21 protein-coding genes are annotated in these 14,397 nt (G+C 60.5%); 15 read left to right on the top strand and 6 right to left on the bottom strand.

Annotated elements, in window-relative coordinates; translation table 11 throughout:
- Nucleotides 1–7 precede the first annotated feature (7 nt).
- The 5 genes from iolE to ACM5SV_RS09750 all read left to right on the top strand — a co-directional run bounded on the left by iolE (nt 8) and on the right by ACM5SV_RS09750 (nt 3,484).
- On the top strand, nt 8–925 hold the full coding sequence (iolE, locus tag ACM5SV_RS09770; protein WP_026157298.1) for a myo-inosose-2 dehydratase: 918 nt from the start codon (nt 8–10) through the stop codon (nt 923–925).
- A 197-nt stretch (nt 926–1,122) separates the two neighbouring features.
- A complete protein-coding gene (gene iolB, locus ACM5SV_RS09765; protein WP_222014334.1) occupies nt 1,123–1,920 on the top strand; it encodes a 5-deoxy-glucuronate isomerase in 798 nt (265 codons plus the stop codon).
- Between the two features lie 89 nt (nt 1,921–2,009).
- Nucleotides 2,010–2,219 carry a DUF1127 domain-containing protein gene (locus tag ACM5SV_RS09760; protein ID WP_012756771.1) on the top strand — a complete coding sequence of 70 codons (210 nt, stop codon included), beginning with the start codon at nt 2,010–2,012 and terminating at the stop codon, nt 2,217–2,219.
- Between the two features lie 66 nt (nt 2,220–2,285).
- The gene (locus ACM5SV_RS09755; protein WP_012756770.1) at nt 2,286–3,119 is read left to right on the top strand and encodes a helix-turn-helix transcriptional regulator; all 834 of its coding nucleotides are present in this window, start codon (nt 2,286–2,288) and stop codon (nt 3,117–3,119) included.
- 203 nt (nt 3,120–3,322) lie between these two features.
- Nucleotides 3,323–3,484: a hypothetical protein gene (locus tag ACM5SV_RS09750; RefSeq protein WP_012756769.1), complete on the top strand. Its 162-nt coding sequence runs from the start codon at nt 3,323–3,325 to the stop codon at nt 3,482–3,484.
- A gap of 104 nt (nt 3,485–3,588) precedes the next feature.
- On the opposite strand, the gene ACM5SV_RS09745 is transcribed toward ACM5SV_RS09750, so the two are convergent.
- Both ACM5SV_RS09745 and ACM5SV_RS09740 read right to left on the bottom strand, forming a co-directional pair.
- Nucleotides 3,589–4,956, bottom strand: coding sequence for an MATE family efflux transporter (locus tag ACM5SV_RS09745; RefSeq protein WP_222014337.1), 1,368 nt, complete (start codon nt 4,954–4,956; stop codon nt 3,589–3,591).
- An 81-nt stretch (nt 4,957–5,037) separates the two neighbouring features.
- Nucleotides 5,038–5,478 (bottom strand): glyoxalase superfamily protein, encoded by a 441-nt coding sequence (locus ACM5SV_RS09740; RefSeq protein ID WP_012756767.1) that lies wholly within the window; start codon nt 5,476–5,478, stop codon nt 5,038–5,040.
- A gap of 355 nt (nt 5,479–5,833) precedes the next feature.
- On the opposite strand from ACM5SV_RS09740, the gene ACM5SV_RS09735 reads away from it, so the two are divergent.
- Complete coding sequence (locus ACM5SV_RS09735) at nt 5,834–6,166, top strand: hypothetical protein (RefSeq protein WP_003558042.1); 333 nt, start codon at nt 5,834–5,836, stop codon at nt 6,164–6,166.
- On the opposite strand, the gene ACM5SV_RS09730 is transcribed toward ACM5SV_RS09735, so the two are convergent.
- Nucleotides 6,117–6,380: a hypothetical protein gene (locus tag ACM5SV_RS09730; protein ID WP_113547140.1), complete on the bottom strand. Its 264-nt coding sequence runs from the start codon at nt 6,378–6,380 to the stop codon at nt 6,117–6,119. The two genes, ACM5SV_RS09735 and ACM5SV_RS09730, sit on opposite strands and share 50 nt — an antisense overlap.
- Nucleotides 6,381–6,470: 90 nt before the next feature.
- On the opposite strand from ACM5SV_RS09730, the gene ACM5SV_RS09725 reads away from it, so the two are divergent.
- Nucleotides 6,471–7,337, top strand: coding sequence for a LysR family transcriptional regulator (locus ACM5SV_RS09725; protein ID WP_222014338.1), 867 nt, complete (start codon nt 6,471–6,473; stop codon nt 7,335–7,337).
- A 65-nt stretch (nt 7,338–7,402) separates the two neighbouring features.
- Here the strand turns inward: ACM5SV_RS09725 and ACM5SV_RS09720 are convergent, their stop codons facing one another.
- Nucleotides 7,403–7,849: a host attachment protein gene (locus ACM5SV_RS09720; RefSeq protein ID WP_128439185.1), complete on the bottom strand. Its 447-nt coding sequence runs from the start codon at nt 7,847–7,849 to the stop codon at nt 7,403–7,405.
- A 161-nt stretch (nt 7,850–8,010) separates the two neighbouring features.
- Here ACM5SV_RS09720 and ACM5SV_RS09715 point away from each other — a divergent pair, with 161 nt between their 5' ends.
- From ACM5SV_RS09715 to ACM5SV_RS09705, 3 genes are all read left to right on the top strand, one after another.
- Nucleotides 8,011–8,412 (top strand): DUF2177 family protein, encoded by a 402-nt coding sequence (locus ACM5SV_RS09715; protein ID WP_222014339.1) that lies wholly within the window; start codon nt 8,011–8,013, stop codon nt 8,410–8,412.
- 199 nt (nt 8,413–8,611) lie between these two features.
- Nucleotides 8,612–9,013, top strand: coding sequence for a pilus protein PilZ (locus ACM5SV_RS09710; RefSeq protein ID WP_003558031.1), 402 nt, complete (start codon nt 8,612–8,614; stop codon nt 9,011–9,013).
- Between the two features lie 97 nt (nt 9,014–9,110).
- On the top strand, nt 9,111–10,226 hold the full coding sequence (locus tag ACM5SV_RS09705; RefSeq protein WP_222014340.1) for a pyridoxal phosphate-dependent aminotransferase: 1,116 nt from the start codon (nt 9,111–9,113) through the stop codon (nt 10,224–10,226).
- A gap of 141 nt (nt 10,227–10,367) precedes the next feature.
- Here ACM5SV_RS09705 and ACM5SV_RS09700 read toward each other — a convergent pair whose 3' ends face one another.
- Nucleotides 10,368–10,637 carry a sel1 repeat family protein gene (locus ACM5SV_RS09700; RefSeq protein WP_003546876.1) on the bottom strand — a complete coding sequence of 90 codons (270 nt, stop codon included), beginning with the start codon at nt 10,635–10,637 and terminating at the stop codon, nt 10,368–10,370.
- Between the two features lie 443 nt (nt 10,638–11,080).
- Between ACM5SV_RS09700 and ACM5SV_RS09695 the strand changes: the two genes are divergently transcribed.
- The 5 genes from ACM5SV_RS09695 to ACM5SV_RS09675 all read left to right on the top strand — a co-directional run bounded on the left by ACM5SV_RS09695 (nt 11,081) and on the right by ACM5SV_RS09675 (nt 14,131).
- Nucleotides 11,081–11,419: a DUF2147 domain-containing protein gene (locus ACM5SV_RS09695; RefSeq protein ID WP_128439188.1), complete on the top strand. Its 339-nt coding sequence runs from the start codon at nt 11,081–11,083 to the stop codon at nt 11,417–11,419.
- 72 nt (nt 11,420–11,491) lie between these two features.
- Nucleotides 11,492–11,761 carry a CopG family ribbon-helix-helix protein gene (locus tag ACM5SV_RS09690; RefSeq protein WP_012756758.1) on the top strand — a complete coding sequence of 90 codons (270 nt, stop codon included), beginning with the start codon at nt 11,492–11,494 and terminating at the stop codon, nt 11,759–11,761.
- Entirely contained in the window at nt 11,758–12,054 is a 297-nt protein-coding gene (locus tag ACM5SV_RS09685) for a type II toxin-antitoxin system RelE/ParE family toxin (protein ID WP_012756757.1), read from the top strand. The genes ACM5SV_RS09690 and ACM5SV_RS09685 overlap by 4 nt, the downstream gene beginning before the upstream one ends.
- Before the next feature lie 210 nt (nt 12,055–12,264).
- The gene (locus ACM5SV_RS09680; RefSeq protein WP_012756756.1) at nt 12,265–12,444 is read left to right on the top strand and encodes a hypothetical protein; all 180 of its coding nucleotides are present in this window, start codon (nt 12,265–12,267) and stop codon (nt 12,442–12,444) included.
- Between the two features lie 184 nt (nt 12,445–12,628).
- Nucleotides 12,629–14,131 (top strand): AMP nucleosidase, encoded by a 1,503-nt coding sequence (locus ACM5SV_RS09675; RefSeq protein WP_221973278.1) that lies wholly within the window; start codon nt 12,629–12,631, stop codon nt 14,129–14,131.
- Nucleotides 14,132–14,140: 9 nt separating this feature from the next.
- Here the strand turns inward: ACM5SV_RS09675 and ACM5SV_RS09670 are convergent, their stop codons facing one another.
- On the bottom strand, nt 14,141–14,356 hold the full coding sequence (locus tag ACM5SV_RS09670; protein ID WP_260689519.1) for a hypothetical protein: 216 nt from the start codon (nt 14,354–14,356) through the stop codon (nt 14,141–14,143).
- Nucleotides 14,357–14,397: the final 41 nt, after the last annotated feature.

Below are 14,397 nucleotides of genomic sequence, written 5' to 3'. Positions count from 1 at the left end.
AATGTTGATGAAGGCCAAACTCGGCATGTCGCCCATCGCCTGGTGGAACGACGATCTTCCTGAGCTCAGCGACGATGTGTCCCTGGAGGAATGCCTGCGGCAATCGCGCGGTGCCGGCTTTACCGGCATGGAAAAGGGCCGCCGCTTTCCCGACGATCCAAAGGTGATGCTGCCGATTCTCCGTGCAGCCGACGTCACGCTGTGCGGCGGCTGGTTCTCGGGCACGCTTGTTGACGAGGAGCTTGCCGCCAACAAGGACCGCATCGCGCCGATGATCGAACTGTTCAAGGCCGTCGCCGCGCCCTGCATCGTTTATGGCGAAGTCGGCCGTTCCATCCAGGGCGACCGCTCCAAGCCGCTCGCGACCAAGCCTCGCCTTTCCGATGACGAGATGAAGGCCTATGCGCACCGCGTCACACGGTTCGGAGAATGGTGCGCCGAGCAGGGCATGCCGCTTTCCTATCACCATCACATGGCGGCCGTCGTCGAAACCGAGCCGGAACTCAACGCCTTCATGCGCCATTCGGGCGAAGGCATCCCGCTGCTGCTCGATGCCGGGCATCTCGCCTTTGCCGGCGGCGACGTGCTGCGCGCCATTGGGAACCACCACGCCCGCATCAACCATGTTCACGTCAAGGATATCCGCAAACCTGTGGTGGATGGACTGGATCGCAGCCGGCAGTCCTTCCTCGATGCGGTGGCACTTGGCGCCTTCACGGTGCCGGGCGACGGCTCGCTCGATTTCGGCGCCATCGTCCAGCGGCTGGCCGATCACGGCTATGAAGGCTGGTTCGTTGTCGAGGCCGAACAGGATCCGCGCAAGGCTCCGCCGCAGAAAATGGCCGAGATCGGTCACGCCGAGTTGATGCGCGTCATGACGGCTGCGGGCTATACCGTGGAAACGGAAGGCTTTCCTAAGGGATAGCGGGAGCAAAAGACCCCTCCCCAACCCCTCCCCACAAGGGGAGGGACTTAACCTGAGGCACCGCCCCGCACCAGATGCCGGCCACCTTGAAAAAAGGAAGGCCGTAATATGGGCGAGACAGCACGGCAGGTTAGCCCCTCCCCCTTGTGGGGAGGGGTTGGGGAGGGGAATTTTCCAACTTACGAGGAAAAACACCAATGCCAAATCTCAAGGTGAAACCATCAGGCACGTATGGCCGCGTCACGCATGTCACCCCGGAAAACGCCGGCTGGACCTATGTCGGCTTCGATCTGCATCGGATGAAGCCGGGCGAGACCGTTTCGGGAGAGACGGGTGATCGCGAAGTCTGCCTCGTCTGGGTGACCGGCAAGGGCAAAGCGTCTGCCGGCACCAAGGATTTCGGCACGCTCGGCGGCCGCATGAACCCGTTCGAAGGTGCGCCGCATGCGCTCTACATCCCGATGGAATCGACGTGGTCGGTGACGGCGGAGACCGATCTGGAGCTCGCCGTCTGCTCCGCACCCGGCGGCGGCACCTATCAGGCGAAAGAAATCCCGCCCGGCACGCATCCGCAGGTGACGCGCGGCAAGGGCACGAATGTGCGCTACGTCAACAATATCATGCCGGAAGACGACAGTTCGGCGCATTCACTGCTCGTCGTCGAGGTGATTACGCCAGGCGGCCACACCTCCTCCTATCCGCCGCACAAACACGACCAGGACGACCTGCCGAACGAGAGCTTCCTGGAAGAGACCTATTATCATCGGCTCAACCCGCCGCAGGGTTTCGCTTTCCAGCGCGTCTACACCGACGATCGCTCCCTTGACGAAGCGATGGCGCTCGAGGACGGCGACGTGACGCTGGTGCCGAAAGGCTATCACCCCTGCGCCGCCTGCCATGGTTACGACCTCTATTACCTCAACGTCATGGCCGGACCGCAGCGGATCTGGAAATTCCACAATGCCGCCGAGCACGAGTGGCTGCTGAAAGCGTAAGCGTCGCGTTCGATCGCTAAATAATCTGACAGCGCGGAACCGCCGCTGATGGTTCACTGCCTCCATCCAATCACGGATGGAGGATCACAATGCATAGCTCGAATTCCACAATCTCGGCCCGCAATATGCGGCCCGGCCTGTTCCTTGCTATAGTCACCGCAGCACAGTGGCTGGCGCGCAAAATGAACGAACGGCGCAACTGCAATGCTCTGATGGAGCTGTCCGACGAGCAGTTGAAGGATATCGGCCTTTCCAGGGGGCAGACCGAAAGCGACGTCCATGTCTACAGTCGCTGCTGAAACTTAAGCGTGATATTGTGCCGCTAGGTCGCCTCATCGGGCGGCCTGTCTGACCCGGAAGATGCAATGTCGCAGTTTTCAACAGCGCCGCTCCTGAAAACGAAGACGGTCACCATTCGTGACATCGTCTGCAATGGCGAATGCCGCCACAAGAGCGACGAGGAATGCGCTCACAAGACGAGCCTCGTCTATCCCTATCGCGGCGTATTCATGCGGCATGTCGGCCGCAATGATACGGTGGCCGAAGCCAATCAGGTTCTGTTCTTCAATGCCGGCCAGGGATACCGGATCAGCCACCCAATCGAGGGTGGCGATGCCTGCATCGATCTGGCGATCGACGAATCCATGCTCGAAGAGCTCACGCCGAAGGAGCAGGCGCAGCCCGGCCCGCCCTTTGCCTTTCGCCGCCAGCGCCGGCGGATCGATCCGCGCGCGCAGGCGCTGGTCGCTCTCCTGCGTCATGGTCTCAGCCGCAACGTCGCCGAAACGCTGGAAGCGGAAATATTGGCGCTGACGCTGGTGCGCCGCTCGCTCGGCGAGCGCACATCGCATGCGGCGGGCGCCAGCGCCGGCCGACAGAAGCTCGTCGACCGGGCAAAGCTGGTGCTCTCCTCCGATCTCGCGCGGCGCTGGACACTTTCGGAAATCGCCACCGAAGTGGGCGTCTCGCCGGTTTATCTCACGCAGGTCTTCCAGCAGGTCGAGGCGACGCCACTTTACCGCTACCAGCTGCGGCTGCGGCTTGCCCGCGCGCTCGATCTGCTTGGCCAATATGAGGATCTGACCGCGCTCGGTCTCGACCTCGGCTTTTCCAGCCACAGCCATTTCAGCGCTTCCTTCAAGCAGACTTTCGGGCAGACTCCGGCCGAATTCCAACGCGCGGCGCAGCTGCGGCGCTAGTGAAAGCCTACAGCGCCGCGGGTCTTTTCGAGAGCCGCAAGGACGCTGTAGCACTTTGAATCCCCGCATAATTCCTTAAATCGATCCCAATTTAAGGAATTATGCGGGGGGTCGATCGCTAAAGATTTCGACAGCGGCAATGCGGACTTCAATGATCTTATCAGCCTGTCCCGATCGCGGGACGATCAACGGAGGATCATCAGATGAAGAAGACCACATGCGCCGCCTGCGACTGCGAACTCGGTGCGGAGACCATCACCGTCAAGCTCGGCGGCAAGACTGTCGAGGTCTGCTGCCAGGAATGCGCCGAGGCGCTGAATGAGGCGGAAGCCGCGACAACGGCCGCTTCGAGCGGCAAGGAATAGACGATATCAGGCAAAAGCCGCGCTCCCGGCGCGGCTTTTGCGTCTATATCTTTATTCTGCACAATTCCGGACGCAAACCGTTGCACCGTTTTGCTGGAATTGCTTTAGACGGGCAGAAGCCCGTACCGCCAGCCCCGGCGTTTGGCGTTCTGCGACAGCACCAGGAAGGCAAGGATGAACATGCCTGCCTCGGCAAAGACCGGCACCATCCAGATCCCCTGTTCGCCGAAGACGAAGGGTAGCAGGAAGGTAAGCGGCAGGGTGAGCAGATAGGGCCGCGACAGGCCAAAGATCGCCGCACGCGGCGCATCGCCGATCGACTGGAAATAGGATGACAGGATCATCATCTGCCCGAAGAGAAAATAGGCGCCGATCGTCCAGGGCAGAATTCGCCTGACCTCGGCAATGATCGCGGGATCGGCGACGAAGACGGCGCCGAGGCGGCCGGCCAGCAGCTCGACGATGATCTCCACCAGGGTGCAATAGACGAGTGCGGCGAGCATGGCGATCTGCAGGCTGCGGCCGACGCGGAGCCGGAGGCCGGCGCCGTGATTGTTGCCGGCGACCGTCTGCAGCGCGATGCTGAGACCAAGCAGCGGCAGATAGGTGAAGGTCATGATCCGGGTGATGATGCCGTAGGCGGCCACCGTCGCGACATAGTCATGTTCGCTCCAGAGAGAGATGTTGATCAGAATGGCGGCCGAGGCCAGCGATATGCCGATGAAACCGAGGCTCATCGGCGCGCCGAAGGCGACGATGCCGCGCCATTCGGCAAGAGCCAACCCCGGAGACGGCCTTAGTGCCGCCGGCCGGCGCCAGCGAAAGGCGAGCACGGCTGCGAGACAGACGCATTGCGATGCGATGGAGCCGGCTGCCGAACCGAGCACGCCCCAATGCATCACCGCCATGAACAGCCAGTTGGCGAAGATGTTGAGCAGCGAGGCCGACAGCATCACCAAGGTCATGAAACCGATCTTGCCTTCGCAGCGCAGCCCGTCGAGATGCAGCGACAGGAAGAAGCTGATCGGCGCACAGGCGATCATCGCGCCCATGAACAGCATGGCGCCATCGGCCACGGCAGCATTGCCGGCAGCACCGGCATCGATGATCTGTCGGCCAACGATCCAGTAGACCAGATTGAGGATGAGGGTGACGGCGAGCGCCAGCGCATGCGCGCCGGCAAACACCCGACGCGCGCCTTGACGATCGCCGGCGCCGAGCCGGCGGGCGAGGATACTCGCCATACCGTTCGAGACCAGCGATTGCAGGGCGACCAGCAGCATCAAACCGGGAAAAATCAGGCTGACGGCAGAGAGCGCATCCGGGCCGACATAGGCGCCAAGGAAATAGGCGTCGACGACCGTGAACAGGCCGTTGACGGTGGTGATCGCGACGATCGGTGCCGCCGTTTTGATGAAGACGCCCGGCAGCCAGCCGGTGAGAAAGGCATTGCCTTCGGAAAGATCGGTCATGGAGAAATCCGTGCGATAGGAGGCAGGGCCCGATCCGGCTAAATCATTTGGATCCGGACGGCCTCAAAAGGACAAAACAATCTAGAGATCGAGCACCAAATGCGGCACGCCGTTCGAGGTCTTCCTCGGCGACACGCCGTCGGCATCGATCTGCGCGTTCACACGCCGGCGAAAGGCTGAAAAGCTCTCGAAGGTGACGACATCCACCGGCTCGTCGAAATGGATGGTGATCCTGTGAAGGTCGCCGCCCGGCAGGGCCGAAAGCGCCAGGACTTCGCCGGTGAACGGCTGATTGAGATAACGGCCGCGAATATGCGCGCCGACGAAGAGCGGTGTCTTCGGGCTGGCATTGGGCTTTGCCGCAAGGGCCGCGAGCGTGTTCCAATCGCGTACACCGTGCTGGCGGGCAATCATTTCCAGAGCCGCACTGTGGGTCAGCGGGGTGCCGCGATCGTTCATCGCCTGGCGCAGGCGCTTGGCCTGAGCCTTCAATTCTTCAATGGCAGGATAGGTCGTCGTCATGGCGTGAGCCTTCGCAAGGCATGCTCTTCGACTGTGGATGGGAGCTCGCATTGCCGCCAGTCAGCATGCACAAAGGGCCGTGACCATGATCGCGAGGACTTCACCATGGATTTTCATCCGCGAGCGGCCGGTGCCTCGAACCGGCCTTTGTATGCGCGAACGCCGCCGACATGTCAAGAATGGCGCATCTGCCTTGGGAATGCGCAACTTTGGGGCAAATCTGCACGAAATCGGTGCGATTTTCCCGCAGCGGTCACATAAGCATTCAATTTTTAACGATGTTCTTCAGCAAATGTCAGCATTCTTCACGTAATATCCTGTCGTATTACAAGCGGAGGCTAAAAGGGCCTTTCAGATGCACCTCGACACAGAACACCCCAAGCCGGAACGTGCCTACAGGGAATTCAATCTCGACAGGCCCGGCAACATCATCTTCGTCGGCCATCACCTCAGCACCGGAACGCAGGTGCGCTGCCTGATCCGCACGATCACGCTTGCCGGCGCATTGCTCGAAGTCAGCCCGAACCTGGAAATGCCGAGCCATTTCTTCCTCGAAATCCTCGGCATCCATGACGAGATCGGTGCGACCGTGGTCAAGCGCGAAGGTGAATTGGTGACGATCAGCTTCAACATGCTGATCAATCCGGAATTCCTGCACCACGTGTTGCGATTGAACTTCGAAACCTGAGGCTTTTTCCGATCCGCGAATCATCGCGGCACGGCACCTTTGTTTCTGCAGCCCGTCTTGCGACAAGACGCGCGATGATCGAAACGGTCCAGAGAAATCCACGCCATTCCGGACGATCAAGCGGATCGGCGAGCGGATCGGCAAAGCGATCGCGGCGGATTCGGCGATTGCAGATTTCGATTTCCCTGAAGAGAATAACCCAGTTGAGATCCATTGCTTCATCCTCCATCTATTGCTGGAGCACTTGAGCTAAGCCTTCGCGCCCTTCCGATGTAGAGGCGCTGGGGAAAGGGGGTTTTCATCCATGAAAGATGCGAGCTGGGACGACCTGCAGCTTTTCTTCCATGTTGCGACCGGCGGCGGGCTTTCGGCGGCGGCGACGCGCACCGGGCTCAGCGCACCGACGATCGGCCGGCGTATGCTGGCGCTCGAACGGGTGACCGGCCGCTCGCTGTTCAGCCGCGGCCCCACCGGTTATCTGCTCGCCAAGGACGGGCAGGAGTTGCTCGATCGCGTCCGGCTGATGCAGGATGCAGCGCGTGCGATCTCCGACTGGCGCGGCGAGGTGCTGACACTGCCGATCGTCTCGACGGCCGCCGACAGCTGGACCTCGCGCTTCGTCGCCGACCATCTGGCCAGCGTCTGGACACCGAAGGACAGCTTCCGCATGTGCTACAAGACCTGCGACACGAGCGTCGATTTCACCTATCGCGAGGCGCATATCGCCATTCGCCACAGCCGGCCGGAGAGCGGCAACGTCGCGATCCGCCGTTCGGTCAAGGTGGCGCATGCGGCTTATCAGGCGGCCGGCTATGACGAGAAAAACTGCAACTGGATCTCGCTCGGCACAGATACCGCCATCACGCCAGCGGACAAATGGACGTTCGAACAGCCGGATTCCTGGATCACCAGCTGGACGAACACGCCGCATATGCTCTTTTACCTGATCCGCGGCGGTGCCGGCCGCGGGGTGCTTCCCTGTTTCATTGGGGATCAGGAGCGCAGGCTCGTCCGCGCCGGGCCTGTGATCGACGAGCTGACCTACGAGATGTGGATCGTCGCGCATGACGACGAACGGCAACGGCCAGAGGTCAGGATCGTCATCGACCGTCTGGCGGCGCTCTTTGCCGATCATGAAGAGCTGTTTTCCGGGCAGAGATCATCGGCTTGACGCAACGGCATGAGAAAACGCGGGCCATTCGACCCGCGTTCCCTAATAGTTAGGTTTTTGTCGGCTCAGGCGGCGAGATGCCGCTCGATCTCGTCGACCGGCATATTGGTATAGTCTTTCGCCACTTCCGCGGTGATCATCGCCTGCGTATCGGCGCGGAGCGCGGGCCGCAGCGCGCCAAGCGCCTTCGGCGGTGCAACGAGGACGATGCGACGGGCCTTCTTTTCCTGTACCAACTCGTCGAGCTTTACCGCTACCTGTTTCAGAAATTCGGCTTCGGCCTGATCCTGCCAACTGGTCTCCTCGACAGCGCTGCCGCTCAGTCCGTTCGCAGCATGGGTTCGGCCAGGCTTATCGGCGCCAATCTCGCGATCCGGCGCGCTCGGCTGCGTCAGGGTTTCCAGCACCTTCAGGTTCACCAGTTGGGCATCGCCGGCATTCTGCATGATCAGAGCCTTGGCTCCATCGCAGACCACAACCCATGATTCCCAAGGGATTTTGACATCAGTCATCTTCAACTCCTCGCTGTCGTCATTCGAAGCGCGCCGTGCTTCATCGATCAAGGCACAACGCTCGGCCATTGAAAGAGTTCGGGAAAATTGCACCGAAATCGCACGGGCGGCGATCCGGTCGGCCCTTGCTGCGTAGAAAGGCCAAGCTCGGGAGATTGACGATGAAGACATCACTGCTCGCCTATGCCGGCACCTTTCTCACTCTTCTCGTCTGCGACGGGATATGGCTCGGCCTCATTGCCCGCAACTTCTATCGCGATCAGCTGGGAGCGCTGATGCTGCCCTCGCCTAATCTCGCGGTCGGCGCACTGTTCTACCTGTTCTTCGCCGCCGCGGTGGTTGTGCTTGCCGTGCTGCCGGCGCTGTCGGCGGGCTCGATCGCCACCGCGTTTCTCCACGGTGCCATTCTGGGACTGGCGGCCTATGGCACTTATGACATCACCAATCTCGCTACGCTTCGCAACTGGCCGCTCGCCATGAGCCTGGTCGACATGGTCTGGGGCACGGCCCTGACGGCGCTGACTGCCGCCGGCGGATATCTCGCCGTCAGATTTTTTGGCTGAAACGGGAGCCTGGAGATGAAAGCCCGCGTCCCGATTATGAACATCGGGCGTCCCGCTTGGGCACAAAGTTTAAACTCGTTAAAATTGTCATTTTATATTTGACGAATGTGCAAAACATTCATGTGACCTTGGTTCGAGCAAGACCCCAGCTTGCTCGCGATCAAGACCCCAAATGTGCCCCGTCTGACGGAGAATGTGAATGACTATGCTCCGCGCCACACACCTTGCCACGGTCAAGTCCGCTGTCTACGACCTGCGCTGGGAAGAATTCAGTGTCAAACGGCCAGCCCGCATTGTCGCCGTCCGGCCGTGCCTCACAGGCGTCTCCATGCGAAGCGCCGAGATCATCGATATCTCCCAGGGCGGCGCCACCTTCATCGTCTCGACCACGGCCGGCCTGCCAAAGCATTATTATCTCAACATTCTCGGCCTCGCCTACCGGATCGGCTGCGCCGAGGTCTATCGCCATAAGGAACGCATCGGGGTGCGGTTCATCAACATCATGGACCCCGAGGTTCTGCGCCGCGTCGTCCGCACCGATTTCCTTGTCGGCAACATGGAAGCAATCGCTGCCCGACGCGCGCCGATCTTCCGCGCCTGAACAGGCCGAGTCGTTGCGGAAATAATCTTGCTTGCGTTGGCCGTGCCCGGGCCTATTGTTTCGCCAATTGTCATTATGTCCGGGAAACTGCCGTCGCATGTCCGCCTTTTCGCGCTTTACACATCTTGCCAGCGCCCTGCCCTCCACAGTCCCCTTCGTCGGCCCCGAGGCGATCGAGCGCCAGCGCGGACTTGCCGTTTCGGCACGCATCGGCGCCAATGAGAACGGCTTCGGCCCAGCCGCTTCCGTGTTTGCAGCGATGCGCGAAGAGGCCGGCAATATCTGGAAATACAATGACCCGGAGAATTTCGCGCTCAGGGAAGCGCTGGCCGCCCATCTCGGCGTCTCGGCCGCCAATATCGCCATCGGCAGCGGCATCGACGAATTGCTTGGCCAGATCGTCCGGCTGGTGATCGAGCCGGGCGCGCCCGTCGTTACCTCGCTCGGCGCCTATCCGACCTTCAATTTCCACGTCGCCGGTTTCGGCGGCCGGCTGGTGACCGTTCCCTACGCAAACGACCGCGAGGATCTCGACGGGCTGCTCGATGCGGTGAAGCGCGAGAACGCACCGCTCGTCTATTTCGCCAATCCTGACAATCCGATGGGAAGCTGGTGGGATGCCGACAGCATCGTCGCTTTCGCCCGTTCGCTGCCCGAGACGACACTGATGGTGCTCGACGAGGCCTATAGCGAGACGGGACCATCAGGTTCGCTGCCGTCGGTCTCCTCGCTGATCGAAATGCCGAACGTCGTTCGCACCCGCACCTTCTCCAAGGCCTACGGGCTTGCCGGCTCACGCACCGGCTACGTGATCTCGACGGCAGGCACGGCGCAGGCCTTCGACAAGATCCGCAATCATTTCGGCATGAACCGGCTGGCAACGGCTGCAGCGCTCGCGGCGCTGAAGGACCAGGCCTATCTCGTCGAGGTGGTCGGGAAAATCCATGCGGCGCGGGAGCGGATCGGCGGCATCGCCCGGGCGAACGGCCTCGTCCCCCTGCCCTCGGCAACAAATTTCGTGGCGATCGACACAGGGCGCGACGGCTCTTATGCACGGTCGATCGTCGACGGCCTGATAGAGCACGGCGTCTTCATCCGCATGCCTGGTGTGGCGCCCCTCAACCGCTGCATCCGCATCAGCGTCGGGCCGGAGACGGATATGGCGCTGCTCGAACAGGCTCTGCCGCAGGTTCTGAAAAAGATCGGCCGATAAAACAGAAGAACCGCGGCCGGTGGAGGAAATCCGGTCGCGGTTCTCTTCTCCCGGCGTCGGCCCCGTCCAAAGCGCCCCGCCTGCCCCCTCTTTTTGAGGTTGTTATTGCTGCTCTTGTCGAATTCCTGATCGGAGACGGTCTTAGTGAACCGTCATCCACTCGCGGGCGGCGCGCAGCGCTGCTGCGAGCTGCATCTTGTCCATGGCGGCGGCCACGTCGGCACGAAGCTCGGCGGCGCGGTCGTTGCCCTTGATTGCGGCGATGTTCAGCCATTTGTGGGCTGCAACGAGATCGACTTCGCAGCCGCGGCCGGTCGCATACATCAGACCCATTTCGCAGAAGACATCGGCGCTGTTGTTGTCGCCACCCATGGTGGCCGTTTCAGCATTGTGCATTTCAAAGCGTGCCATCGGTTTTATCCCTGTTAGCCTGTTTATGACTGACCCTGTTTTACCTCTAGGCCTTGCCGTCTATCGCGGATTGCGGCCCTTTCGGTCCGGCGGGTTTGCCCCGCTCGTTTGATGGGTTCACTATGCCAAACGGCTTTCAAAAAACGCCTAAAATGCATGATTAATTTGAGACAAACAAAGTGCAAACACTTGGTAAAATTGGATTTTCGTTAAACATCGGACTCCCTGCGAATTAAGGATTTTCGAGCGGGTTTTACGAAAGATTCAGATTTGAAAATAAACGGATCGTTCATCATGAAATCAGGAGGCGATCTCTTTGAACGCTCGCCGCATAGCTTTTTCTCCCGTTTTTCAGCAGTCAGCATGATAGTGATTGACCTTATTTACCTTTACGTTCGCGTCAGTTATTTTCACGGCCGAACAGGGACATCATGGAGGAAAAGATGATCCGCAGCTTCATTCTCGCCGGCGCCATAACAGTGATCGCGGGTATCGCGCATGCCGAGGAGCCGATCGTCGGCAGCTGGAAGACGGCCGCCGGTGATACGGCGGTGATCGCATCCTGCGGCGGCAGTTATTGCGTGACGCTGAAGACCGGTAAATATGCCGGCCGGAAGATCGGCACGCTTGCTGGAACCGGCGGCAGCTATGCCGGCGAGATCACCGACCCGGCCGCCGAAAAGACCTATAGCGGCGCGGGCAAGGTTTCCGGCAATTCGCTAAGGATGCAGGGCTGCGTGATGAAGATCCTTTGCAAGTCTCAGACCTGGACGCGGCTCTGAGAGAACGCGGGGGATAGCTGGCAAGGCCGACATGTGTTAGATTGTACACAGTTCAACACAGGAGTTTTCGAAATGGCCGGCAGCACGACCATGACGATTCGGGTCCGCCCCGACGTAAAAGAAAAGCTCGACAGGATTGCCGCCGATACGCACCGCAGCAAATCGTTCCTCGCTGGCGAGGCCGTAGCGGCCTATGTGGAGCGCGAGCTTGAAATCATCGAGGGTATCAAGCGGGGCATGGCCGATGCGGAAGCTGGGCGCGTTATACCGCACGAGCAGGCTGTCGCCGAAATGCGTGAGGTCATCGAAGATGCCAAGCGCAGGAAGACCCCGCGCGGATGAGGCCGGTTCTTTGGTCGAAGGAAGCACACCAAGATAATCTGGAAATTCTGCGTTACATCGCGAAGGACAGCCCCGATGCGGCCGAAAGGGTCGTGGACGCCATCGAGGAAGCCGGCAAGAAACTTGGGGAATTTGCAACCGGTCGGCCAGGGCGAGTAGCTGGCACTTATGAAAAATCCCTCACCCGGCTCCCCTACATAATTTCTTATGAGCTGCGGTCGATCGCGGGACGTGAAAGCGTCGTTATCTTGCGTGTGATCCATACCGCGCGGGATTGGCCGGCCGAAGAATAGCCGAACCAACTTATAAGCGTATCGTAGCGCACCTGCGCAGCCATCATCCAAAACGCCAAGCATGTCGACGCGGCATGCCTCCAAGCCTCTGGCGGTCGGCCGAGCCTGTCCGGCAAGCTGAACGGCTGATGAACCGGCATCTCAGCACCCGTTCAGCCATCGCATGCCAAAACTCTTGTCACGATAGAGTTGCGTATCGGGGATAAGGGGATGAACATCTATATTCTGGCAAGACGCTTTAGCATCATCACGCTGTTTGCGGCGATCTTCGCGATCACGTTTTCGGCAGTCGTGGTGCACGAAGGCGGCGGCGGGGCGCAGTCGCATTTCGGGGCGAGCTATACCTGCCTGGAGAGAAACGGCACCTTCTGCGCGCCTGCGGTGCGCTGACTAAAGCGCATCGCATCGAACCGAATTCATGCAATGCGCTTTAAGTCTTTGATTTATGCAGATCGTCATACAAAACCGCTGCACACTTTTGGACGACATCGCATCGGACAGGCAGCAGGATAAAAAATCGGAATCCGTCGGCGCGCGTCGTTTGCTTGTCAAGAACAACTCTCTATAATGTGTCATGAACAAACGAATCCCCCCTTTGTCGCCCCTCGACATTTCCTCTCCACCGCCTTTCCAGCCTGAGAGTTTCGATGATCCCGCCAAGGCGGTCGAGGCGCTGACGGCGCTTTACGAGCGCAATACGGCGTTTCTCATCGAGAGCTTCGCCGAACTCGCACAGGGCGCGCCGATCTCCTCGCGCTACCGCGCTTTTTATCCACAGGTCAGCATCGAGACGACAAGCTTCGGCCATGTCGATTCGCGGCTTTCCTATGGTCATGTCACGGCACCCGGCATCTATACGACGACAGTTACCCGGCCGAAGCTCTTCAAGCATTACCTGAAGGAGCAGCTGGCGCTCTTGATGAAGAGCCACAACGTTCCTGTCATCGTCTCGGAATCGACGACGCCGATCCCCTTGCACTTCGCCTTCGGCGAGGGTGCGCATGTGGAAGCATCGACCAACGCATTCGTCGACATTCCGATGCGCGATATCTTCGACACGCCCGACCTCAACACCACCGACGACGAGATCGCCAACGGCGAATATATCCCGCCGCCGGGAGAGCCCTCGCCACTCGCGCCGTTCACCGCGCAGCGCATCGACTATTCGCTCGCCCGATTGTCGCATTATACGGCGACACATGCCGAGCATTTCCAGAACTTCGTGCTGTTTACGAACTACCAGTTCTATATCGACGAATTCTGCAGCTGGGCGCGCAAGCTGATGGCGGAGGGCGGCGACGGCCATACTGCGTTCGTCGAGCCCGGCAATGTCGTCACCCTGCCCGGCTCGCACGCGCCGGAAACGGATTCCGCCCTCACCCGCCTGCCGCAAATGCCGGCCTACCATCTGAAGAAGAAGGGCCATGCCGGGATCACCATGATCAATATCGGCGTCGGCCCCTCCAACGCCAAGACGATCACCGACCACGTCGCCGTGCTGCGCCCGCATGCCTGGCTGATGCTCGGCCACTGCGCCGGTCTTCGCAACAGCCAGCGGCTCGGCGACTATGTTCTCGCCCATGCCTATATGCGCGAGGACCATGTTCTCGACGACGACCTGCCGGTCTGGGTACCGATCCCGGCGCTGGCCGAGGTGCAGGTGGCGCTGGAAGCCGCCGTTGCCGAAATCACCGGCTACGAGGGTTTCGAGCTGAAGCGCATCATGCGAACCGGCACCGTCGGCACGATCGACAACCGCAACTGGGAACTGCGCGACCAGCGCGGGCCGGTGAAGCGGCTCTCCCAGGCGCGCGCAATCGCGCTCGACATGGAATCGGCAACGATCGCCGCCAACGGCTTCCGCTTCCGCGTGCCCTACGGCACGCTGCTCTGCGTCTCCGACAAGCCGCTGCACGGCGAATTGAAGCTGCCGGGCATGGCGACGGCCTTCTACCGCACGCAAGTCAACCAGCACCTGCAGATCGGCATCCGCGCCGTCCAGAAGCTGGCCGCCATGCCGAAGGAAGCGCTGCATTCACGCAAGTTGCGCAGCTTCTTCGAAACGGCTTTCCAATAGGCCGTTTCCTCATCTGCCCGTGACGACCGGCGCCGACCCCTCGGCCAGCATCTGCGGCCTGGCGGCGGCAAGGTTCACCCCTGATATCAGCAGGGTGAAGGCCACGGTGACGAAAGCGATGCGCAGAAGAGCCTTCAGCGCATCGGTATCGTCGAGTGCCAGCTGTCGCTTCTCGTGGCGGCGAGCCCAGACCTGGCTTGCCAGGGCGAATTCAAGAATGCTCATTTCCGTTCTCCTCGACAGGTTTCGATGAAGCCTTGTCGAGT

This window comes from Rhizobium sp. CRRU65 (genome assembly GCF_048551595.1).
Taxonomy (GTDB): Bacteria; Pseudomonadota; Alphaproteobacteria; order Rhizobiales; family Rhizobiaceae; genus Rhizobium; species Rhizobium leguminosarum_J.
Note: the sequence above shows the minus strand (reverse complement) of the source record. Positions and strands in the feature narration are given on the sequence as shown.